This window comes from Streptomyces sp. JH002 (assembly GCF_050916115.1).
Classification (GTDB): domain Bacteria; phylum Actinomycetota; class Actinomycetes; order Streptomycetales; family Streptomycetaceae; genus Streptomyces; species Streptomyces xiamenensis.
This window is the reverse complement of sequence record NZ_CP087989.1, coordinates 3,615,359-3,637,810: the sequence shown is the minus strand read 5'-3', so window position 1 is coordinate 3,637,810 and position 22,452 is coordinate 3,615,359. Positions and strand designations below refer to the sequence as shown.

Genomic DNA, 22,452 nt, shown 5'->3' with positions numbered 1-22,452 from the left:
GAACTCCCCGAAACGGGCCCTGACGCGCTGCGCCGGGGCCCGTACAGCCGACAGGTGAGCGCCGGCCCTCCCTTACGAATGGGATGCGTTACTGGTCTCCAGGTCCTCCAAGACGACGCGTACCGGCCCCCAGCACATACCGACCGTGTGCCGGTCGGGCGTAACCCCGCGGGTCTGCTGGGCTCGGATATGAACGAAGTTGCGGTAGTCGGTGACAATCTTCATGAATTCGTGGCGATCTGTGCGGATCAGGCCGCGCTGATGAGCTGTGTCAAGCAGTTGTGCCAGCCCCACCCGCTTCAGCTCTTTGCGCTTGGTGCTCTGCGGGTAAGGGAAGCCCTTGAGCAGATCGGGGTCCCTCAAGGTGAGGACATCGAGAAGGAGTCCTTCGGTGAAGCTGCCGATACCGGCGAGAGCCATGACATAGGCGCCGCCCTGTTCACAGATCCGCGCCTCGTTTGCCCTGTCGAGCAGTTGCCGGAGCACGTCCTCGCTGCTGACCAACGGCCGCAGACGTGCTTCGAGGTCGTCCGGCGCGGTGAAGACGGTGGACTGCCTGTCGTCGGTGAGCCGGCCGAGCGCGGGACGGCCCGCGATCCGGCGCACTGCCAGCCCTTCCGCCGCGAGGATGCGGTTGAGCTCCTCCTGGATCACGTCCGCGGTAGCGGAGCCGTCGTCATACTCCAAGGGGTCGCAGATACGGCACAACAGCCGTTCAATGGCGACCGAGTCCCCCGCTGCCTCCGTGATCACCTCTGTCATCCAGGCGATGCGCTGGCTGCCGTCGTATTCCGGCGGGTTGTGCCACCCCGCATGCCGGAGCAACTGGTCGAGCTGCCAGCCACGGCGTTCGTAAGGGCCGTCCATGTCGACGATCAGGCAGGCGATGCGCTCGATGGTCTTCGGGTCGAGCGGCTGGGTCATGCGGGGCTCTCCTTGTCCATGGCACGTTGGGCTTGGTCGAAGGCCTGGGTGAGGCGTTCCACGATGATCCGGCCCCGCTTCTTGAAGCCGAGTTCTGCGATGGCCTCACCGATGCGGGCGTCCCGGTCGAGCTGGAAACCGTCACCGAGAATCCAGAGGGCGAGCCGGTAGAGCTCCCGATCGGTGTAGTCCTTGATGCTCCGGTGCGACGGCAGCGCTGGGCGCGGCGCACGGCGCGCCGTCGGCGGGTCGGGCAGGACCACAGCGGGGGCGACCGGGTGGATGACCGGGTCGTCGACCGAGGAGAGCGGCTCACCGACAGCTGCGGCAGCTGCTCGCCATGCCGCCAGGACACGAGCGCTCTCCTTCCCCGGGTCCCGGAACCAGTCGGCAGCCCAGACGCGGTGGAAGCGCCAGCCGAGCCTTTCCAGATGGTCCTGCCGCAGCCGGTCCCGGTCCCGGGCGCTCGGTGCCCGGTGGTAGCGGTCGCCGTCCGCCTCGACCGCGAGCACCATCTGCCCGGGACGGTCGGGGTGTCCGAGCGCGAAGTCGATGCGATATCCCGATACCCCCCACTGCGGAACGACGGGCACGTCCTCCTGCTCCAGGGCACTCAGGATCTGCCGTTCGAAGCCGTTCAGTTCGTAGGCAGGCTGTGCCCTTCCGGCCGAGCTGGTGTCGCCCCGATGGGCGCAGTACTCCAGAAAACGGCGCAGCAGCTCGGCACCCTGATGCTTCGTGGCGGCGAGGGCCCGAGGGTCGAAATCCTCGTGGGAGAAGGAGCTGACGACGGTCATGAGTTCCCGCGCCCGGGTCACGGCGACATTCAGCCGCCGCTCGCCTCCCTCGTTGGTGAGCGGGCCGAAGTTCATGCTCAGACGGCCCGTGGCGGCCTTGGCGTAGCCGATGCTCAGGATGATGGCGTCCCGTTCGTCGCCCTGTACCTGTTCGAGACTCTTGATGAAGAATCGGCGTCCCGGCCCGGCCTCGGGGCTGAAGAACGGCTGGAGCTGGGGGGTTTTCGTCAAAGCTTGGCGGAGCGCCATGTCGATCCGGTCGGCGTGCGCCCGCCCCATGGTGATGACCCCGAGGCTGAGCCGAGGATGTTCGGCGGCGTGCTCCAGGGCCAGTGCCACCACGCGCTCGACTTCTTGTGGTGCGGATCCGTTCTGGCCGGGAGCGGCACGGCCGTCCACCACTTCCAGGCGCACGGGGCTCTCCAGTGCGGTACCGGGGAAGGTGACGAGCTGATTGTCATAGATCTCGCGGTTGGAGAAGGCGATGAGCCGTTCATCGCTGCTGCGGTAGTGCCAGCGCAGCATCTGGCGGTGCGGCAACCGGGCGCCCAGCACATCGAGCAGCGATTCGTAGTCCCGCAGATCCGCCGACTCCTCGTGCCCGTCCTCGTCCGATGCACCACTGAGTGCTCGCTGAAAGAAGTTGGTCGGCGGCAGCTGACGGGAGTCACCGGCGACGACGACGCGCTGCGCACGCATGATGGACGTGACCGCGTCGGATGGCAGGATCTGGCTGGCCTCGTCGAAGATCACCACATCGAACAGCTGCTCCAAGGGGAGCACCCGGCTCACGACGAGCGGCGACATGGCCCAGCAGGGCTTGGCAGCGAGCAGCACATCGGGAGCCTTCTCCACCAGTTTGCGCAACGCGAGGTGCCCCCTCTTGCGCCGCGCTTGGGTGCGTACCAAGGCGCTCTGATCCGGATGCAGGTCACGCGTCTTCCGCAGCTGTGTGGCGACCTTGTAGCGCACCCGCTGGGCGTTGCCGGCGATGTGCTGAATGTCCCCCCGGCGGAACTCCTCCACCGTGTGACCGTGTTCGCCGCCGTTGAAGGTACGGATGTGGGGCGACCGGAAGGTGATCTCGTCCAGCACCGAGGACCACCAGACCGCGTCGAGGATGCGGACGGCCGCGTCCGTGTCGGCGTCGCGCTTCGCGAGTTCGTCCAGCAGGGGGCCGAGACCGACGGAGTGAAGCCGCTCGGTGAGCTGGTTGAGCTCCGGCATGCGCATCAGGGTGTCCCGGTCATCCTCCAACTGCTGGATCACATGGTCGAATTCTTCCTGAGGGCGGGATTCCATCCCCTCAAACCGTGTGTGGAGGGCCACGGCGGCAAGCCAGTTGCGCAGTTCGGAAAAATGCGCCAGCACTCGGGGCAGACCCTCGACGGCTGACGGCGTGCCACCGTGCTCGGCCAGTGACCGCCACGCGGTGCGCTGTTGCTGAACGCCGACCAGAGCCGCGTGCAGTGCGTGCCGGTCCCGAAGGGCGTCGCTGCGCAGTCCCCGGGCCGTACCGAGCAGTCTGCGTCGCTGCCACCACCCGATCCGTATGCCACGATGCCTGCGCCAGGCACGATCGGCAGTCGCAGCGGTCAGCTCGTCCAGTTGCTCTCCGAAGATCTCCTGATCGAAGACCGCCAGAGTGCCGGTGATCTCCTCCAGCAACTCGAGTAGCCGTTGCCAGCCGTTGAGGTCGGTGGCCGGCCGCAGTCCGGCCGCACGGACGAGGTCCTCCATCTCGCGGCGGGTGTCACGCAGGGCCGTGCCGGTCAACTGGTCGAGGACGGCCACCACGGAGCGCAGTTCCGCCTCATCGCGCACGCGGGCCCGGGACCACGGTGACTCCGCGCGCCGGACGCGAAGGCCCTGTTGCGAGACGAACGAGCGCAGGTCGTGCCGGGCCTGTCGCAGTTGGCCTTCTCCCAGCCGCTGCAGATCCGCTCCGCGCAGTCGCAGCCTGATCCGGTGTTCGGTGCTGCACTCGGCAAGACTGCTGATGGCCTCGTAGGCGCTGATGCCCCACGGGTCGTACCGCCGGTGAAACTCCTCGGCATGCCGTATCGCCTGAGAACGGTGATGGTCCAGCCGCTCGTGCAGGTCACCGGGGCGGGGCTGCGGTTCCTGTCCGGCCCGGTCCAGGCTGTCCGCCAGTTGTTTGGCGATCTGTCCCCGGTTCAGTTTGTTGCCGTGCAGATCGAACACGAGGCCGTCGAGATCGACGCGGGCGAGTCGGTCGGTGACGGCTTCAATGGCGGCCCGCTTCTCCGCCACGAACAGCACGCGCTGCCCCAGCGCGGCGAAGCCGGCGATGAGGTTGGCGATGGTCTGGCTCTTCCCGGTGCCGGGCGGCCCTTCGATGACCAGGTGCTCACCGGCCAGCGCGGTACTGAGAGCGCGCTGCTGGGAGGCGTCCGCGTCCTGGACGAGGTACTCCAGACGCGGCGGCAGCGCGTCGGCGCCGACCGGATCACTCAGGCCCGATCCCTCAGCCAACTGACGTTTAGCGACATCGTCCCCGGCAAGGGCGGCGACGATGGGATGGGTGCCGAGCAGTTCCCCCGCGTTGCGCAGATCGTTGACCATCGGCAGGCGGTCGAAGCTGAAGACTCCCGCCACCACGGCGTCTTCCATGGTCCCGGACAGGCCCGCTTCGGTGAGCGCGTTGGCGATCACCTCGTACACCGCACACAACTGGTCGGCGGAATCGGCGCACTCCTCCAGGGCGGCTACGGCCTTGTCGGTGAGTTCCTCGATGTCGGAGTTCAGGCCGAACAGGCGGCTCAGCGCGTACAGCAGGACGGGATTGATCTCCGCGTCGGCGCCGACATCCAGCACGAAGTCGTTCTCCGAAGCGGTGTGCGCCCGCACCGTCAGCGGTTGCAGCAGCAGCGGGGCCCGCAGCGGCTTCACAGGGGTGGTGCCGCGCGTTGTCGGCGGTTCGACGCACAGCAGGCCGCGGCCGAGCCCACCGGCTTCGACGCCCTGTTCCTCGGCCAGTTCGACAAGCTTGCGCCGTAGCCCACGTGCCCTGGCGCACGCGTCGCGGTGCTCGGTGGCTCCCGGAAACAGATCCTTCAGCCGGACACCCCGGCCCTCCACCAGTGCGCCGAGAGCAGCGGCGGGCGCACCCGTGAGATCCAGGCTTGCTGTCTTGGTGTTCTTGAAGTGCAGCAGGGTGTTCCTGGGCCCCAGATCGATGAGGTCATCCGCCCACTGATGCGCCTCGGCGGTCACCCTGTCCACCTGTGCGTACGGGTCCGTGCCGTTCACAGCTCCCCTCCCGGGTACACCATCACTCATCCCGGCCAGGCACCACCGGAGTTCACCTCCAACCGGCGAACCCATCAGGATAGAGCATGACAAGGCACTCAAGTACAGAAATCATGGGCTTGCGAGCCCCCCATGGGGCTCTCCTCAGCGAACTCCCAGCAGCGGGCTCGGGGCCCCGTGCCAGGTGATGCTCAGGACGTCGCGGGCCCGGGTCGCCGCCACGAAGAGGACGGAGCGGGCCCGCCGCAGCTCGCGCGCGGAACGCTGCGGGTCCTCGGTCCGCGGCCTGCCGGACACTGCCGAACGCGGCAGCACCCCCTCGCTGACTCCGGCGATGGCGAGCCGCTGATACTCCAGGCCCTTCAGCCGGTGCATCGTGCCCACATGGATCTCGCCGCCGCCCCGCGGCCCGTCCTTGGTGAGTTCCGCGCATGTCAGTCCCGCGTGCCGGGCCAGGTACTCCGCGATCCGGCCGACCCGCTCCTGGTCGGCGGCACACACCGCGATCCTGCCCGAAACACCGGCCGCGCCGCCCTCTCCCCCGGTCAGCTCGGTCCGCCAGGCCAGCAGGGTCTGTGCCAGCGCGGCCAGTTCGTCGTCCCAGGTGGCGTAGCCGGCCAGCAGGGGGGCCGGGCCGCGCAGGACCGAGCGGTACCCGTCGAGAGTGTCGGTGCCGTCGTCGAGATCGTCGAAGCTCTCGCCCCGGACCACCGCCATGGCCTCGGCCAGGATCTCGCGGGTGGTCCGGTAGCTGAGGGTGAGCCGGGAGGCCCGGCCCCGGATGTTGATCCCGACGGCGCCCAGCGCGACCTGGTTGCCGTACAGGCGCTGGTGGGTGTCGCCCGCGATGAACAGGTCGTCGGGGCCCGGCTCGGCCATGGCCCGCAGCATCTTCCAGTGGGCGGGCCGCAGATCCTGGGCCTCGTCCACCACGATGTGCCGGTAGCGGTGCCGCAGATACCGCATGCCGGAGCCGTCGTCGCCGTCCCGGTGCACCAGGTCGCCGCCGCCGATCTCCGCCTTGTGCTCACGGCGTGCCGCGATCTTCGCGGCACGCTCGATCTCGAAACGGGCCGCCCGCTCGGCCGACTGGCCCCAGGTTTCGACGCCGAGCTTGTCCAGCCGCGCGGTGAACTGCTCGATGAGCTTCCACACCCGGTCCCGGTCGGGGCGGGTGAGTGCCTTGCCCCGGCCGGCGCGGCGGGCCCGGAAGTACGCGGCGCGGGTCGGCACGGACTGGCCGAGGATGACCTGCTCCCACTCCTCGAAGAGGAACTCCGCGTCCCAGCCGACCGGTCCGGATTCCAGTTCCGCCTCCGCCAGGAGGTGCCGCAGCTCGCGCAGCGCTACCCGGTCCTCGACCCGGTTCTTGATCCGTCCGGGCGGCGCGCTCTCGCCGGCCACCCGGGCCGCGAGCTGGTCGATGTTGACGATGTCCACCCGGGCCATCAGCTCGGGCGCCATGAGGGAGGACAGCCGGGCACGCAGCTCGGTGGTGAGGTTCTTGGTGAAGGTGGTGAGCAGGATCGGCTTGCTGTGACCGGACGGAAGCTGCCGCGCCAGGTGGTGCACCCGGTGCAGGGCGACGATGGTCTTGCCGGTGCCCGGCCCCCCGGAGACCCGGGCCGGGCCGCTGTACTCCCGCTCCACCAGCCGCGCCTGGCTGGGGTGCAGAAAGACCTTCCAGAGCCGGAAGTCGCCCTCCTCGATGGCGGCCTGGACATCCTCGTCCACCGTGGTGACCGTCATCCGGCTCAGCGCCGAGCCGAAGTCGTCCGGGTCCACAGGGGAGTCGGCCCGCATCTGACTGGTGATCTCGGCCCGGATGTCCTCCGGCGGCATTCCGGCCGCCAGTCCGTACAGCACGTCCTTGGACAGCAGGGGGGCGTCCCGGACCAGGGAGTCGAGCTCCGCCTCGTCGGTGACGGCCAGCGCGAGGTCGATCAGCGGCTCGGCGACACCGAGGTCCCGCAGTTCAGCGGCGGTGAGCCCGGTGAGCAACGGGGTGGCGGGCGGGGTGCTGACGGGTTCGGCAGCGGGCGCGGGAACTTCCTCGGGCGCCGGCGCCGCTTCGGGTTCCGCCCGGGTCAGCCGCACCCCGGCCCGGCGCAAGGTGCTCTCCCCGACCACGGACAGATCGACGAACTCGATCTCGCCGCTGATCCGGTTGACGGCGACATCGAGCTGCTCGTACACGTCCTTGCGGTGCCGGACGGCGAGCACCAGCCAGCTCGGCAGGCCCTTGACGTCCTCTCCGGCCCGTGCCAGCAGGACGCGGTAGGAACTGCCGAGCTTCGCCCGGTAGATCCGCGCGTTGCCCTTGAGCGGTTTGAGGTCGAGCCCCGGGTGATCGGGGTTGAGCCGGAACCGGTGACAGAAGTTGTAGAAGTCGCTCTTGACGGTCCGGTCGAGCTTGTACAGCTCCTCTTCGGCCTTCTGGTACAGACTGAGCCGGGCGTTCATCGGGCGGCACCCTCACTTTTCGGTTTCTGCGGCGCGTCGGGCAGCAGCGCGATCATCGACTCGAAGTGCTCCAGCCAGCCGGCGGCGGTGCGTACCGTCCAGCCGGCCGCGGCGTAGGCCGCGTCCCGCCGCTCGGCCTCCTGATCGCCCTCCGCCCCCGGTCCATGATGACCGCCGGGTACGACAGCGACCTTCAGTCCGTGCTCCTCCCAGGCGAATTCGGCCAGCCAGTGTCCGGATCCCAGCTCGTGGCCGCAGACCGGGGCCTTCTTTCCGGCCGCGGCCAGCCGGTCGGCGAGCTCCGCGAGTTCGGGTTCGGTGCCGTCCTCGTTGAGGAACGGCAGGATGCCGCGCTCCCACTCCGGGTCGCGCAGCACATCCGCGAGCCGCGCCCGGACCACGGCGGCGTGCTCGGGGTCCTGTGCCCGTGCCCGCGCGACCGGCTCCGTGTCCGGTTCCCTCCCGGAGCGCGCGCCGCCGCACACCGCGAGCGCCTCCAGCGGGTAGGCGTCCACGCCGCCCGTCGTGAGCTGGACACCGTCCCCGCCGGCACGGTCCAGGAACTGGGCGAGATTGGTCCAGTACAGCCACGCGCGCCACTGGTCCCGGTGCTGCTCGCGCTCCAGGGCCGGGGCCGAGTCGTCCAGTACGGCCAGCAGGCTCCACCGCGGCAGCCCCGTGTCGTCGACCACCGTGGTGAACACCAGCGGCAGCCCGGTGGCGTCGTGCGCCCGGAAGATGTGCACGGCGTCCTCGGCCGGTTCGCTCTCCCCGGTCCCGTCACCGGTGAGGGCCTTCCTCAGCCCCTGGACGACACCGGCCCGCGAGCGCGTGGACGCCACCGGCTCCACCGACGGCACCGCCATCAGCCCACTGACCAGGGCACCGGCCCGCAGAGCCCACACCCGGTCCTCGGGGTCCCGCAGATAGGCCAGCAGCGTGTCCAGGGGATTGACGTACACCTGCCCGGCGAAGCCCGCCCGGCTGCCCCCGCACTGCTCGTACAGGTCCTTCGCACCCTCCTGCGGGACGGGCCCGTACGGCGGCCACACCGGACGCGCCCGCCCGGAACGCCCTTCGAACAGGTCCAGGTCGTCCCACGTCAGCTGGAAGACCACCTGTCCGTCCGCCCGCAGCGCGTTGCGCCGCGCCGCGTCCTGCGCCAGCCGGTTGTGTTCCCCGGTGGCGTGGAAGCGGCGGCCGTCGAGGTAGACCTTGACACTGCGGGCCTGACCGTCGGCGCGGGTGAAGGTGAAGTCGGTACGCGTCCCCCGCAGCCGCTGCTGCGCGGTCAGCCGCCAGTGCGTCACCGAGGACCCGCCCGTGAACCGCAGATGTCCGCTCGCCCGGCCGTCCTCGTCCAGCGCCGCGTCCTCCTGCCGCTTCGACCAGTCACGCAGAATCGCGAGGAACCGGGCCTCCAGATCGGATTCGACCTGGGCGTCCAGTCCGATGAGGCCGGTGTGCCCCACCGGCTCCGTTGCCCAGATGTCCTCGCCGTCGGGGCCCGTCAGCAGCGACTCGATCAGATCGAGGGCTTCCCGCCGGGACACCACGTCCTGGTGCTCGTCGGGTGTGTAGCGGCGCAGACAGCGATGGCAGGCGCGGCGTTCCTCCTCCGCGCACGGGCACTCGGTCAGCGCGCGGTGGGCGTCGGCCAGGGTCTGCCGGAAGGTGTCCGGGTCGACGAGCCGGTGCAGGTAGCCGGTGCCGCCGGGCAGCGTGTCGAACAGCACCAGGAACCAGCGCCGCTCCCCGGTCCCCGCGTCGGGCATGGAGGCCATGGTCGTGTCCAGGTGCTGCGGGTCGCCGCCGAAGTGCTGGTCCACTCCGAGCCGCAGAGCCGCCCGGAAGGAGTGGATCTTCTCCTGCACCAGCATGGTGGCCGCGGGCAGCAGCACCCGCAGCGCCTCGGTGTGCAGTTCGTGGGCCAGCAGCAGCCGTTCGTCCCGGACCGGCTCCCCCGCTGCCGAGGACGTACGGCCCCTGCGGCGCGGACACCACGGCCGGTGGTTCCGCAGCCGGGGTTCACGACCGCCCGAGGACGAGGCCCCGTCCGGCTCGTGCTCGAACAGCGGCTGCCCGTCGGCCGTGGCTGCCCCGCACCCCGTGCACACGTGGAACGGGTTCAGCCGCACCGACTGCCCGGCGATCTCCTCCCGGGCGGGCAGTCCCTGGCGGGCCACGCCGACGTTCACCTTGCGGATCACGGCGGCACGGGTGAAGTCCACACCGAACGTCTGGGAGGTGTGCCGCCAGGACTTCCCGGGCTCGATCGCCTCCGGCGGGATGTCCACGGCGTCCACCACCTGGTAGGTGCGGAAGTCGCGTTCGTCCCGGTCGTCGCGGATCCGGGCGTCCTCGGCCCGGTCCCAGGAGGTGACGGTGGATGGCTGGATCACCCGGAAGAGCGAGGAGCCGTCGTCCGCGAGCCGCATCGAGTGGCAGCGGGGGCACGGGCTGGTGTCGGTCTCCGCGTCCGCCGTACGCACGTAGCCGCAGTCCTGGCACAGTCGCCAGGTCTGCCATGCCCGGTGGCCAGGGGTGCCGATCTCCAGGCCGGTGATCCGGTGCCGGTAGCCGTTGGCGTAGAAGGTGTTGCCCGGCGCCAGCTCGGTCACCGCGAACCGCCGGGGCCGCTCGTATGTCCGGGGATCGTTCCGGTACTGGGCCCGGCCGGTAACAGGGTGCTCCCCGTCCCGCGTGTACAGGCCGGCGCTGAGGGTGGTCCTGGTGTCGGCGAGCGCGTAGTTGGGCAGCAGCCCGGCATCGCACAGGGCCTGCTGCGCGGGCACCTCGCCCAGCCGCATCAGCTGCTTGCCGACCCCGCGCCGTTCGGCGTCCAGTTCGGCGAGCTGCCGCTTCTCCTCCTCGTCCGCGCCCTGGCGTTCCTCCCGTTCCGTCAGCTCCTGGTGGGCGTCGGCGATGGCGTCCAGCCGGGCCCGCAGGGCGCGGTCATGGCTCCACCACTCCGCCTCGGCCCGCTCGGCGGCGCCGCGCAGACCGCCCGTGGCGTACCGGCGCAGTTCGTCCGCCGACTCCTCGCTCACGCCCTCGGGGAACAACGCCAGGAAACGGTCCGCCAGTTCCTCGCCCCGGGCCAGGGCACACTCCACCAGCTCGGCCAGATAGCCGAGAGGCCCGAACAACTGGGGTGCCCTGCGGGGCAGCGCGCCCAGCGCCACGGGGCCACCGGAGGACGGGGCGCCTACGCCCTGCTCCGGATGGGCCAGTTCCCCGCGTGCCGCCAGATCCAGCAGGTGCGCCAGGTACTGGCGGCGCAGGATCTCCACCGCCGACAGATGGCAGCCGGGCGGCACGATCTCGCCGGCGATCATCTTCACCGGTTCTTCCAGGAAGTACAGGTCGCGCCGTTTGCGCTCCGGGATGGTGAGCAGGAAGGCGTTCCCGTCCCGGCGGCCGGCCCGGCCCACGCGCTGGGTGTAGCCGGCCGGGGTGCGCGGCAGCGAGGCGAGCACCACGGCCGAGAGGTCCCCGATGTCGATGCCCATCTCCAGCGTCGGGGTACAGGCCAGGACGTTCGGATCGTTGAACCGCTCGCCCGCTTTGAAGGCCCGTTCCGTCTCCTCGCGCTGGGCCCGCTCCAGCAGCCCGGTGTGTTCGGCGGTGATCACCTGGTACGTGCCGGCCTCGCGGTACAGCCGCCGGTAGTAGTCGTCGCGGTAGTCGCGGTCCCGGTGGTGGATGTTCTGTTCGGCCGCCCGGTCCCCGGCGACCAGCAGCGCGTCCGGGCGGCGGGTGCAGCGGTAGGTGGGGCAGGGCTGGCCGTCCCACTGGGCCAGTTGAGCGGGCGGCACGGTCTGCTCCCAGAAGCAGTGCGGGCAGCGCACATAGGCGGTGTTGACCTGCTCGTCCGTCAGCAGGACCGCTTCGATGCCGCCCGGCCGCAGCCCGTACACCCGCAGCGCGCTGTCACCGGGTACCCGGGAGGCCAGCAGCCCGGCCTCGTGCAGGGCGGGCAGCAGTCGTAGCCAGAAGTCCGGTGCCTGTTCCCGGGTGAGCCGCAGGGCGCTCTGCGCCCACCGCTCGTACCAGGACAGCCGGCCGGTCGCGAAGTCGAACTCGCTGCCCGCCTTCGGCTTGTCGAGCAGGAACACGGGTGCCGCCACCCACGGCGGGAACGCCCGCATGCCCTGCGCCCGCCGCCCGTTGATGAAGTAACGGTCGGTCCCCATCCGTTCCGTGTACCGATCCAGCCAGCGGTGTCCGACGGCGCCACGGGTCCGCAGACGTTCCAGCAGCACCCGCAGGAAGCCCAGATACCGCTGCGGGGTCTGCTCCTCCGGCTCCGGTCCGTGCCGGTGCCTGGCCTCCGGGTCCAGGTGCACGGAGCGCACCAGCGCCGCCGCCGCGTCCGGGTCGGCGATCCGGACGGACGCCGCGACGGTCCGGGTCAGCTCCAGCGTGCGGCCCCGGCGGGAGCCGAACCCGAACTCCATGACGGTGTCGAACGCGAGCCGTTCCCCGACCAGCCGCCAGGTGCGCAGATCTCCGCCGCGTCCGGCGCCCTCCAGCAGAGTGGGCACGTTGCGCAGCCCGTGCAGGTCCGGGGGTACGACCGCCGCCAGCACCTCGGGGTCGGTGGTGGCCGCGACCGTGTCGGCGATCAGGTCGTGGAGCGCGGTGGGTCGCTCGGCGCTCAGCTGCCCCTTGAGCAGAGCGCGCAGTGAGAAGGTGTAGGAGCGGTTGGCGACGAACCCGGCCCGGTGCGCGGCGTCCTGGACGGAGTCACTGAACATGAGCGTCTTGCGCTCCCGGCGGTCCCTGCCCAGTTCGTTCCCGGTGAACAGCCGGGTGATCGCGGCGGCGGCGAGGGCGGCGGGGCCGGTGCCCAGATAGCGGATGGCCTGCCGCTCGCCGCAGGCGGGGCACCAGTCCTCCTTGCCGGCCGTGTTGGCGGTCTCGCCGAGAAGGGCCAGGACGAAGGCGGTGTCCGGCGACTTCAGGTCCGGCTCGCCGGTGGCCGGGTCGTAGTCCCGGGCCGGGTCGGGCGGGCGCAGCCGTCCGTTCACCCCGTCCAGCACCATCAGCATGCCGCCGGCGCCGTGCAGTTGAGTGGGCCGCCCGGAACCCGTGTTCCCCTGGGTGCGGCCGCTGACCCGCACCGGTCCGCGGGCGGCGCCCTCTCCCGCCTCACCGTCGGTGGCGACGATCAGGTTCCGGACCCGCAGCTTGTCCTGGCTGGTGGATGCCCGCCGGATGCGGGCCGGGTCGAACTCGACGGCCTGATCGTCGCTCTCCGGCGAGAACACCGCCCAGCCGGACCGGCCGCACTCGCGGCAGTACACGGCGGGCAGGAAGAGATTGGCGACCTGGCCGGAGGTGCCGGTGTGCACGGGGGCGGCCCGGTCGGCCGCCGTGGCCCTCTCGTCCCGGACGTCCGCCGCGTCCCAGCGGAACTCGGCGCGCGGCCACGGCAGTACCCCGCGCAGCAGCCGGGTCACCGACCGCGCCCACTGGTGCACTTCCACATGGACGAACGGGCGCGCCCGCTCCCCGGGGGGCGATTGGGGATCGCGGGCCACCGACAGGAGGGCGATGAGCCGGGCCAGCGCGTCGGCGCTCACCCCGGGCCGCTCGGTGATGGAGCGCCCCCACGAGGAGGCGCCGTGCTGCCGCAGCGCGTCCAGCACATCGGGAGCCGACCTGAGCCCGTCGGCGAGGGAGGCCAGGACGGCCCGGGTGAGGATGTGCCGCTTCATGACCTCGCCCAGGACGTGCGGGTCGGTGTTCCGGGTACCGGTCACGGCCTCGACCAGATCCGCGAACTCCTCTTCGCCCCGGGCCGGGTCCGGAAGGGCCGTCAGCTCCTCGGGAGTGGGCAGGGGCAGCCGCCAGTCGATGGCGTCCCAGGGCAGGAGGGCGTCCACGGGCTGCCGTTCCTCGCCGATGACCGCGTCGACCGGGAACGGGGTCGCGAACACCTGCCCGGCCACGGTGCGCAGCCGTTCCGTGCCCGCGTCGTCGGTTGCTCCGGAGGCCAGGGTGGCGGAGGTGGCCACCGGGCAGATGTCTCCGAGCGGCCGGCCCTCCCGGGAGGCGCCGAGCGCGGCGGCCAGCCGGCGCAGCAGCATGGCCACGTCGGTGCCCTGGGCACCGTCGTAGGTGTGGAACTCGTCGACGACGGCATAGCGCAGATCGGCTTGGTGCCACAACGGGGCGTCGTCAGCCCGCTGGAGCAGCAGGTCCAGCATCTTGTAGTTGGTGATGAGGATGTCGGGCGGCGAGGACTGCATCGCCGAACGCCGGGTCTCCACCCGTTCGTAGCGGATGGCGGACCGCTCGCCGATGTACAGCCCCGCGGTGACACCGCTCAGCTCGCGGTGACGGATGAGAAGTTCGTTGATGCGCTGCGCCTGGTCGGTGGCGAGCGCGTTCATCGGGTACAGCAGCAGTGCCTTGACCCCCGGGGTGCCCGCGGCGCGCTCGCGGGCACAGTGGTCGAGCACGGGGAAGAGGAACGACTCGGTCTTCCCGGAGCCGGTACCGGTGGTGATGAGGGTGGGCAGCGGGGTGTGTCCGCGCGCGGAGGACAGCCGCGCGAAGGCACGGGCCTGGTGGGCGTACGGGGTGAACCCGTACGGGGCCCAGTCGAGGGTCCGTCGCCACGCCTGGTCTTCCGCGACGGTGAACGGGGCCCGGATGCGGAGATAGGGGCCCCGGAACATCCCGGAGGTGTCGTCCCCCAGGAACCGGTGCAGGGCTTCCCTGGCCCCCTCGTCGGTCAACGCGTAGGTGGTGGAGAGGTACTGGAGCAGGTTCTCCTTCAGCCCCCGCGCCTCCAGCGTCGGTCTCATCGTGCCCCAACCCCCGTCACGGAAGACTTCGAGCGCATTACCCTATGTCAACCACACACCGGGCGTACACCTCATGCACACGTACCGCCCCACGGGCCCCGTGGTTCACGGTGAAGGCGTCGCGGCGCTCAGGACCCGCTCAGGGCGCGGGCGTGCCGCGCTTCTCTCAGTGCTACCCCGGCTCGGGCAGGGTCCCCAGGGTCAGGCGGTGGGCGCCGACCCGTACGGCGAGGCCGGACAGCCGGCCCCGGTTCGTCACCACCGACAGTTCGTTCTCCGCGCTCACCGTGTCCGCTGCTCCGTGTCCGCCGCTGGTTCCCTCGCCGTGGTGAGCCGTGGTGGGGGCAGCGGTGCCACGTCGCGCTCGACGTAGGTCCGTACGTCTTCGCCTGCTTCGAAGAGGCCCTTGATGTAGTCCTCCCAAGGCCTCACGACCGCCGGGTCGGTGAACAGATACGCCCCCTGCGGGTCCCCCGCCTCCGAGTAGCGGACGTGGTGGAGGGCGGAGCCGTCGTGGGTGACGATCTCGGGGAGGCTGCCCCGGGTCTCCCGGGCCCGCACGGCGTCCGCCTCGTCGCTGATCACCCGGACCGGCACACCGTACGCGGACTGCTGCCGCAGCGAGTGCAGTTCCCACTGGACGTAGGGGGTCAGGGGCCATTCCACCACCCGCACCCGGTGGAACACGTAGTTGCGCCGCTGGTCCTCGCGCCAGGCGTTCAGGAGACTCTCGCGACGGTCCTCCAGCAGCCGCAGGGAGGCTTCCCAGTCTCCGTGGCGGAGTGCTTCCCGGCTGGGGCTGCGGTTGGCCGGCTCCTCGAAGTGCTGCGCGCGTTCCAGCTTCCAGGAGCCGCCGTCCCGGATTCCGGTGGTCCGCTCCCGGAAGTCCCGGCGGTAGGCGGGGTTGTCCAGCCAGGTGCCTTGTGAGGGATCCAGGGTGGGGAGGTCCGGGTCACGCATCGGGGATGTCCGCCTTGGCCGCGCTGAGCATGTTGCCGGGGATGACGACCAGCCGCTCGTCCGTGGCGAGCGTGACGCCCGCCGGAAGCCGTGAGCGGTACGCGCTGGTCAGGTCACGGCCGATGACGGCGATGTCACCATTGTCGAGCTGCCAGATGTCCGGGCACTGATCGCGTTCGTCGGAGTTGCCCAGTTCCCGCGCCGACTTGCCCAGTCGGCGGGCGAATAAGGCGGACGGGTCCGCCTCCCAGTGACGTTCCATGGCCGTTTCCCCCTCGCGAGCCGATCAGGGCGTGTAATGCCCGTCACTCAGTGTAGGGAATCGCGGGTGCCCGCGACAATGGCGTAGCGGTTGTCCGGCCGCTCCCTCCGGTCCGGTCGGTGGTGCGGAATGCGAGCGGTCGCCTCACGTGAACCAGCCACGCACCACCTCAGGTCAACACCGCACCGGGCGTACACCTCATTCGGGTTGACGCTCCCCGCGCTCCCTTGCACGCGTGCAGGCCGCTTCCTAACCTGAGGAAGCGTCAGCCATGACGCACAAAGGTCCGAACGTTTCCAGCGCCAGGGGGGACCATGACCCGTCCATGGGAGGCGGATCGCACCGCTTCCTTCACCCGCCGGCTGGGAAAATCGCCGGCGGAGCTGGGCCACACCAATGACCGGGACGGCTGCCCGGACATCTGGCAGCTCGACAACGGTGACATCGCCGTCATCGGGCGCGACCTGACGAGTGCCTATCTCGAAAGACTCCCGGCGGACGCCAAGGTCGCGGCGGACGAGCGGATCGTCATCATCCCGGGCACCACACTGAGCGCGGCCAAGGCGGACATTCCGGATGCCTGACGAACACCCACCGGCCCTTGATCCCTCGGCCGGCGACCGGCTGGCCCGTGACGGATACCCGGCGGACTTCTGGCCCTTCCACGATGCCGTCGCGCACCGGTCCTCGTGGAAGCTGGAGCGCCGGCAGAGCTTCCAGGAGCCGCGCAACCCCAGCTGGCAGGCACACCGGGACGGCGACTGGGAACGTTCGCTGCGGCTGCTGGAAGAGCGCCGCGGGGAGCAGGTGCGCACGGAACGGGAGAGCCGGGGACGAGGCCATCTCTTCCACCGGGTGCGGGTGGTGGAGCGGCCGTTGACGCCCTATCTCCAGTGGGAACTGACCTCCCTGCGGCAGCAGGCGGAATGCGGGGCTCCGGTCCGGGTGGTCGACGGCTCGACCGTCCGCCCCTACGAGAGCGACGCTCACCTGCCCGAACTGGTCGTCCTCGGCGGTGAGCGGCTCTACCACGTCCAGTACACCGATGACGGCCTGCTGGACGGGGCGATCCGCTTCACCGATCCGGCGCTCGTCCGGCCGTGGGAACGCTTCCTGCGGGAACTGTTCGCGCATGGTCAGGACATGGTGGCCTTCCACGACCGTGAGGTGGCTCCCCTCCCGCCGCCGACGGTGACCGAGCCGTACATCCGGCCCACCGCACCGCGCGTCAGCGAGCCGGAGAGGTAGAGCGCACGGTGCCGGACGCCGGCGGACACGAGGACAGCGAGCGGTGGCCGACCACCGGCAGCTGGTCCGAGCTGTCGGGTTCGGCACGAGACGCCGTCCAGGCCGGCCGCATCACCGGCGGAGTGCACTTCCACTCCCCCGCCCTTCACCCCTCCGGCGAGCCCGCACGACGCGACCCGCCCCGGCAACTGCCCTCAGCGCCGCGCGGCTTCGTGAACCGCGCGGAACAGCTCGCCGAGCTGGACGCCGTCCTCACCGGCATGGACGGTCCGTTCGGCGCCGACTCCGACTCCGGCGGCATCGGCACGAGCCCGGACGCCGGCACCGCCGACGGCGGCACCGACCGCCGGGAACCGGCGGCCACGGTCTGCCTGATCGCCGGCACCGCCGGAGCGGGCAAGACCTCCCTGGCGCTGCGTTGGGCCCATCGGGTAAGCGGCGCGTTCCCCGACGGCCAGCTGTACGTCAATCTGCGCGGCTACGACCCCGGATCACCGCTCTCCGGCGGGCAGGCGCTGCGGTACTTCCTCACGTCCCTGGGTGTCCCCGCCCCGGCCGTGCCACAGGACCTCGACGCGGCGGCGGCGCTCTACCGTTCCCTGCTGGCGAACCGCCGCGTGCTCGTCCTTCTCGACAACGCGGCCACCACGGCTCAGGTGCGGCCCGCACTGCCCGGAACGGCCGGTTCGCTGGCCATCGTCACCAGCCGCGAACGCCTGCCGGGCCTGACCATCCGGGACGGAGCGCACCGCCTCACCCTCGGAGTCCTGCCGGAGCCGGAAGCCGTCGCCCTGCTGCGCGCCGTCACCGCCCGCCACCGACACGGCGATGACCCGGAACTTCTCGCCCAGCTGGCACGCCGGTGCGCCCGGCTGCCGCTCGCTCTGCGCATAGCGGCCGAACGTGCCGTGGTGCACCCCCACCTGCCCCTGGACCGGCTGATCGATGAGCTGCGTGACGCCTCCGGCCTGTGGGACGCCCTCAGCGCGGGCGCGGGTGACGGCGACGAGGCGGAGGCCGTCCACACCGTCTTCGCCTGGTCCTACCGTGCGCTGCCCCCGCCCGCCGCCCGGATCTTCCGGCTGCTGGGCCTGCATCCGGGCCAGGGCTTCGGGCTGGACGCCATCGCAGCGCTGTCCGGGACGGAGCGGCGGCGCGCACGGCAACTGCTGGACACCCTGGTGGGCGCGCACCTGCTGGAACAGAGCGGCCCCGACCGGTACACCTTCCACGACCTGCTGCGCGCCTACGCGCTGGACCAGGCGGAGCGGGAGGAGACGGCACGGGAGCGCGGCGAGGCGCTGCGCCGGCTGCTCGACTGGTATCTGCACGGGGTAGCGGCAGCCCGCTCCCGGCTGTCCCCGGACGGTGCGCCCGTGGGCCTCGACCGGCCGGGCGAGGGTGTGCCGGCCGTGACGTTCGCCGACTACGACCAGGCCGTCGACTGGACGGAGACGGAGTACGCGAACGCCCTCCCGCTGGCCCGCGCGGCGGAACGCGCCGGTGAACGACGGCGACTCTCGTTGCTGGCGGCCCTCCTTCATGACGCGCTGCCACCGTCCGGTGGGGCGGCGGGCTGGCTGCCGATCGGTACGGCCGGACTGCGCGCGGCGCGCGCGGAGGAAGACCGTGCCGTGGAGGCGCTGCTGCACGAACGGCTCGGCATGACCCACACCCAGGCGGGACGGGCCGCTACGGCCGGAGAGCACCACAAGCGGGCACTGGCGATCCGCCGGGAGCTCGGGGACGCGCACGGGGTGGCCGAATCCCTGAACCTGCTGGGCGTGACCGAACTGCGCGACCGGCGGCTGGGGGAGGCGGAGAGCTGGTTCGTCCGGGCTCTCGGACAGTGGGACATGCTGGGCGAACGCCACCGGTACGCTCTCGCCCTGGCCAACCGGGGCGAGACCCGGTACCGGGCCGGGCTGCTGGACCGGGCGGAATCCGATGTGCGGGAGGCGCTGTCGGTCTTCGCCGGGATGGGCCCGGCCGGCCTGCGCCCGAGGGGCAACGCGCTGCACCTGCTGAGCGCCCTCCAGAACGAGTCGGGCCGGGTCGAGGCGGCGCTGGCCTCGGCCAAGGAGGCCGTGGACCTCGCCCTTGAGCTGCGGTTCCACATCGGCGAGGCGTACTGGCTCATCACCCTCGGCAACGCACAGCGCGCCAACGGGCTGCCCCACGATGCCCTGGCCGGCTACCAGCGCTCGGCCGCCCTGCACCGGCGGCTGGGGTTGCGGGGGCGCGAGGCGCTGGCGTGGTGGGAGACCGGCCAGACGTACCTCGCGCTGGGACGCCCGGACCTGGCGGCCGGCTTCGCCCGCCGGGCGGCAGCCGTCCAGCGGGAGCTGGGCGACGCGTGGCACGAGGCGCTGGCGCTGGAACTGCTGGCGCGGGCCCTCGAAGCGGCGGGAGACGGGGACGGTGCCACCGCGGAAACGGGCGCGGACACGGAGGCGGAAGCGGCAGCGGCGGACCCACGGAGCGCCGCCGCACAGCACCGGGCGGCGGCGCTCCGGCTGCTGACTCCCTACGAGGACGCACGCTCCGTGGCACTCCGGGAGCGCCTCACCGCGCTGCTGGCCTGAACCGCCGCACGCGCCCTGGCGGGGGGCGGTGGGAAGCCGTGGTGCCCGGGCGTCAGCCGGACGGTTCTGTCAGCCCCTTGTCCTCGCCGCCGCTCGTACCCGTCTGAAGGGCGGTGTGGCCCCGCTGCCGCAGATCCCGGCGTTCGGCGTCCGGGATGGTCATCGACTCGGCCAGTACGGCGGCGAGTCCGTACACGTGCGGGCTGCCGATGTCGGTGGGGAACAGCCAGCGGATGTTCTCGTCACGGGTGATGAGGTCGATGGCCATGCGCCCGGCCTTGTCCGGTGAGGCCGCCGACCGGACATAACGCACCTGATCGATCGGAATGTCCTGGGCGATCTCACCCTGTTCCAGGAACACGGTGGTCCTGGCCGTGATGACGCGGCGGTCCGTGACGGCCACCAGGGTCCTGGCCGGTTTGTCCCGCACGGCGGCCAGTTTCTCCTTCGCTCCGCCCAGGAGCGCGGACAGCGGGCCGAGGGAGTCGAGTTGTTCGGGGAAGCCGAGAGCCCGCAGCGTCTCACCGTCCTGGAGGAACCAGCGCAGGATGCCCAGGTACGGCTCGGGGTCCAGCGACCCGGGTGCGCACACGATCTCGGGAACCGTCAGCGGCGGGGCAGGCGGATGGAGTACGCGGGCGAGGGGCTCGATCGCTTCCAGGAGACGGCCGGAGATCTCGCGAGCCGTCTTCGCGTTCCTCTGCTTCCCGGTCAGTGACGGTGTCCGTGTTTCGCGTCCGGTGAGCAGGGCGATGACGCGCAGTTCCCGGGTCAGCGAGGCGACCAGGCCCGTCATCCCGGCGAGCGCCGCGTCGAACTCGGCGCGGGTGTCCCGCACCAGGACATCGGCATACCGTGCCTCGGTTGCATCCGCACGTCCGGAGTCTCGCGCCCGCCCGACGCGCAGTGCCTGGTATCCGGTCCAGGCCTTGAGGGAGTCCAGGAGGGCGAAGGTGTCGAAGACGATGGCTTCGGCGTGCGCCTGGAGGTACTCCCGACGGCGACGTGCGTCGGCACCGTCGATCCGGGCGACGTGGATGACGATGTTCTCCGAGTAGAGGTTGAGTTGTTTGCGCAGCGACGCCTCGCTGCCCGCGACGTTCTCCCACAGCGAGGCGGGGACCGCTTCGATCTCCCGCGCCTGGTCGATGGCGCGATCGACGGTGGCGCACAGGGCCGTCAGTTCGGCGCGCTGTTCGGTGTGGATGGCGGTGAGCACCTGTCGGGTCAGCTCGATGTTGGTCTTGACGAGCCCCGCGACCTCGCTCAACTGCAACTGGAGAGCGACCATGGCCAGCGCGGGCCCGATCGCGGCCGTGGTCCGTGCCGCGCTCATCGCGCGCACCGGGACCCAGCGGACCTGATGGACGATCTTGCCGTTGACCAGCACCGCTCCGAGGTTCGCGCCGTCCTTGACGGCGAGCGTCGCACCGGAGTTCAGCAGGGTCCGCCCCGTGTCACCGATGCGGTAGAGCCCTTGCGCGCTGGTGAAGGCGCTGCCGAGGTTGCCTCCCACGGTCGCCATGCCGCCCACGGAGGCGAGGACGGCGGAGATGCTTTCGCGGTCGGCGGGCGAGACGAGCCCGAAGTCGGTCAAGGCTCCCTTGAACTCGGCGGGGAGCTGGTGGCCGAAGACAACGGCGATCCCGGGAAGCACCTCCGCCACGACCGTTGACGTGGTCGCGGCGTCGGCGGGGACGTCGCCGGTCGGCTCCTCGGCGCCGGGCACGTCGGCGGGCCCGCTCCGGCCGGCCTCCTCAGGCTCGCGGTGCTCCGACGAGTCCGAAGGGTCCTGCATGCGTGTCCTCCCCCGTGACAGCGCGCAACGGCCGGATGTCGTCGGCGTCATCGCGGAGTCTACGGTCCGGCACCGTGCGGTGTGAGCCGAATCCACCGGGTCGATACGGCGGCGCCCGGCGGCAGACCCGGGGCCACAGGACGCTTCGGAGTGGGAGGTTACGTGGACGGCCCCTGCCTGCGACGACCGCCGGTCGCAGGCAGCCACTCCGGACTGCCGCCGTCAGCCCTGCTTGAGGTGGGTCACGAACACCTGCCAGGAGCCCCGGGGGATGAGGAGGTGGGGGTGGGCGGGGGCTTTGCTGTCCCGGACGGGGACGGCGTGGGGGTGGTTGTCGGCGACTTCGACGCATTCAGCGCCCTCGTCATTGCTGTATGACGACTTGCGCCAAGAGACATCTGCCGCCGAGAACGACGGATTTTTAGCCTCCACTTACGTATCCTCTCAGGTAATGGCGGATCAATTCGACGGAATCTTGCTCTGGAAGAGCTTTAGAACGAGCCATGTCGAACTTTCGCGCCAGCTTGACCAGCCTGTCCGGGCTGACAAGCGGCTCGCCCACCATGATGCCCTCTACGTGGCCAACCGTCGTCCCGTCTTCCAGCGTCAGCAGCGTTGCGCTACCCCCGGGGAGCGAGTGCGCCCCACATGAAAAGGGCAGCACCAGAACCGTACTGTAGACGCTCTCGGAGACTTGCAGAAGGTGTTCCAGTTGTGATGCCATACACGTGATGCCCCCAATAGGGCGCTTAAGGACCGCTTCGTCCATAAGCACCGCATGATGAGGGGGCACCTTCCGGTCAAAGATCTGCTTGCGCCGCATACGGATGGCTACCCAACTCTCCAACTGATCCTCAGAGTCCCAGATATGTCCGATCCGAATAAGCTCACGGGCATAGTCCTCGGTCTGTAGCAGTCCCGGCACAACGGTGCTGGTCATCGTCTGGATGCGAAGGGCCAATGGCTCCTTCGCAAGCACTGCGCGCCCGTAGTCGGGCAGCGAGTGGTCCCGGGCCATCTCCAGCAACTCGACAAACAGTCCTTCGGCGTCAAAAAACCTGTCCAATGCCTTGGCCAGGTCATCGGACGGAAGCTGTTTCCCCGTCTCAATGCGATGGATATACGAGTGCGGGAAGTTGATCTGCGCAGCCATATCCCGAAGGGAGATCCCGGCCTTCTCCCGGGCCCTCCTCACTCGTCGCGCCAGGGAACTCGCAGGGGTAGCCCGGGTGCCATCTTCGGGATTGAGTTCCATTGCGCACGACCTCCTTGTGCCCAACTGGCTGTACACCAGGGTCAATTAGTCACAGCGTAGCGCTGTTGT

The 22,452-nt window shown here is 70.6% G+C and carries 12 protein-coding genes; 3 read left to right on the top strand and 9 right to left on the bottom strand.

Going from position 1 to position 22,452, the window contains the following annotated elements; all coding sequences use genetic code 11:
- Window positions 1–72 precede the first annotated feature (72 nt).
- From H7827_RS16425 to H7827_RS16400, 6 genes are all read right to left on the bottom strand, one after another.
- The gene (locus tag H7827_RS16425; protein WP_432746129.1) at window positions 73–924 is read right to left on the bottom strand and encodes a hypothetical protein; all 852 of its coding nucleotides are present in this window, start codon (window positions 922–924) and stop codon (window positions 73–75) included.
- Window positions 921–4,994, bottom strand: a complete 4,074-nt coding sequence (locus tag H7827_RS16420; protein WP_432746127.1) for an AAA domain-containing protein — start codon at window positions 4,992–4,994, stop codon at window positions 921–923. Before H7827_RS16420 ends, H7827_RS16425 begins: the two co-directional genes overlap by 4 nt.
- Window positions 4,995–5,138: 144 nt before the next feature.
- Window positions 5,139–7,457: a UvrD-helicase domain-containing protein gene (locus tag H7827_RS16415; protein ID WP_432746126.1), complete on the bottom strand. Its 2,319-nt coding sequence runs from the start codon at window positions 7,455–7,457 to the stop codon at window positions 5,139–5,141.
- Window positions 7,454–14,275: a DEAD/DEAH box helicase gene (locus H7827_RS16410; RefSeq protein WP_432746123.1), complete on the bottom strand. Its 6,822-nt coding sequence runs from the start codon at window positions 14,273–14,275 to the stop codon at window positions 7,454–7,456. The genes H7827_RS16415 and H7827_RS16410 overlap by 4 nt, the downstream gene beginning before the upstream one ends.
- 282 nt (window positions 14,276–14,557) lie before the next feature.
- The gene (locus tag H7827_RS16405; RefSeq protein ID WP_432746121.1) at window positions 14,558–15,235 is read right to left on the bottom strand and encodes a DUF6879 family protein; all 678 of its coding nucleotides are present in this window, start codon (window positions 15,233–15,235) and stop codon (window positions 14,558–14,560) included.
- Complete coding sequence (locus tag H7827_RS16400) at window positions 15,228–15,497, bottom strand: hypothetical protein (RefSeq protein ID WP_432746119.1); 270 nt, start codon at window positions 15,495–15,497, stop codon at window positions 15,228–15,230. Before H7827_RS16400 ends, H7827_RS16405 begins: the two co-directional genes overlap by 8 nt.
- 314 nt (window positions 15,498–15,811) lie before the next feature.
- Between H7827_RS16400 and H7827_RS16395 the strand changes: the two genes are divergently transcribed.
- Genes H7827_RS16395 through H7827_RS16385 form a run of 3 tightly spaced genes read left to right on the top strand, consistent with a single transcriptional unit; the run spans window position 15,812 to window position 19,330 of the window.
- Entirely contained in the window at window positions 15,812–16,081 is a 270-nt protein-coding gene (locus H7827_RS16395) for a hypothetical protein (RefSeq protein ID WP_432746117.1), read from the top strand.
- On the top strand, window positions 16,074–16,745 hold the full coding sequence (locus tag H7827_RS16390) for a DUF6879 family protein (protein WP_432746114.1): 672 nt from the start codon (window positions 16,074–16,076) through the stop codon (window positions 16,743–16,745). Before H7827_RS16395 ends, H7827_RS16390 begins: the two co-directional genes overlap by 8 nt.
- Window positions 16,746–16,753: 8 nt before the next feature.
- Window positions 16,754–19,330, top strand: a complete 2,577-nt coding sequence (locus H7827_RS16385; protein WP_432746112.1) for an ATP-binding protein — start codon at window positions 16,754–16,756, stop codon at window positions 19,328–19,330.
- Window positions 19,331–19,382: 52 nt separating this feature from the next.
- On the opposite strand, the gene H7827_RS16380 is transcribed toward H7827_RS16385, so the two are convergent.
- The 3 genes from H7827_RS16380 to H7827_RS16370 all read right to left on the bottom strand — a co-directional run bounded on the left by H7827_RS16380 (window position 19,383) and on the right by H7827_RS16370 (window position 22,383).
- Window positions 19,383–21,128, bottom strand: a complete 1,746-nt coding sequence (locus H7827_RS16380) for a hypothetical protein (protein WP_432746110.1) — start codon at window positions 21,126–21,128, stop codon at window positions 19,383–19,385.
- 222 nt (window positions 21,129–21,350) lie between these two features.
- Window positions 21,351–21,560, bottom strand: coding sequence for a DUF397 domain-containing protein (locus H7827_RS16375; protein WP_432746108.1), 210 nt, complete (start codon window positions 21,558–21,560; stop codon window positions 21,351–21,353).
- On the bottom strand, window positions 21,550–22,383 hold the full coding sequence (locus H7827_RS16370; protein WP_432746106.1) for a helix-turn-helix domain-containing protein: 834 nt from the start codon (window positions 22,381–22,383) through the stop codon (window positions 21,550–21,552). The genes H7827_RS16375 and H7827_RS16370 overlap by 11 nt, the downstream gene beginning before the upstream one ends.
- Window positions 22,384–22,452 lie beyond the last annotated feature (69 nt).

Coding starts and splice junctions, on each gene's coding strand:
- H7827_RS16425 (WP_432746129.1), bottom strand. CDS start 924: ATGACCCAGCCGCTCGACCCGAAGACCATCGAGCGCATCGCCTGCCTG.
- H7827_RS16415 (WP_432746126.1), bottom strand. CDS start 7,457: ATGAACGCCCGGCTCAGTCTGTACCAGAAGGCCGAAGAGGAGCTGTAC.
- H7827_RS16410 (WP_432746123.1), bottom strand. CDS start 14,275: ATGAGACCGACGCTGGAGGCGCGGGGGCTGAAGGAGAACCTGCTCCAG.
- H7827_RS16405 (WP_432746121.1), bottom strand. CDS start 15,235: ATGCGTGACCCGGACCTCCCCACCCTGGATCCCTCACAAGGCACCTGG.
- H7827_RS16400 (WP_432746119.1), bottom strand. CDS start 15,497: ATGGAACGTCACTGGGAGGCGGACCCGTCCGCCTTATTCGCCCGCCGA.
- H7827_RS16395 (WP_432746117.1), top strand. CDS start 15,812: ATGACCCGTCCATGGGAGGCGGATCGCACCGCTTCCTTCACCCGCCGG.
- H7827_RS16390 (WP_432746114.1), top strand. CDS start 16,074: ATGCCTGACGAACACCCACCGGCCCTTGATCCCTCGGCCGGCGACCGG.
- H7827_RS16380 (WP_432746110.1), bottom strand. CDS start 21,128: ATGCAGGACCCTTCGGACTCGTCGGAGCACCGCGAGCCTGAGGAGGCC.
- H7827_RS16370 (WP_432746106.1), bottom strand. CDS start 22,383: ATGGAACTCAATCCCGAAGATGGCACCCGGGCTACCCCTGCGAGTTCC.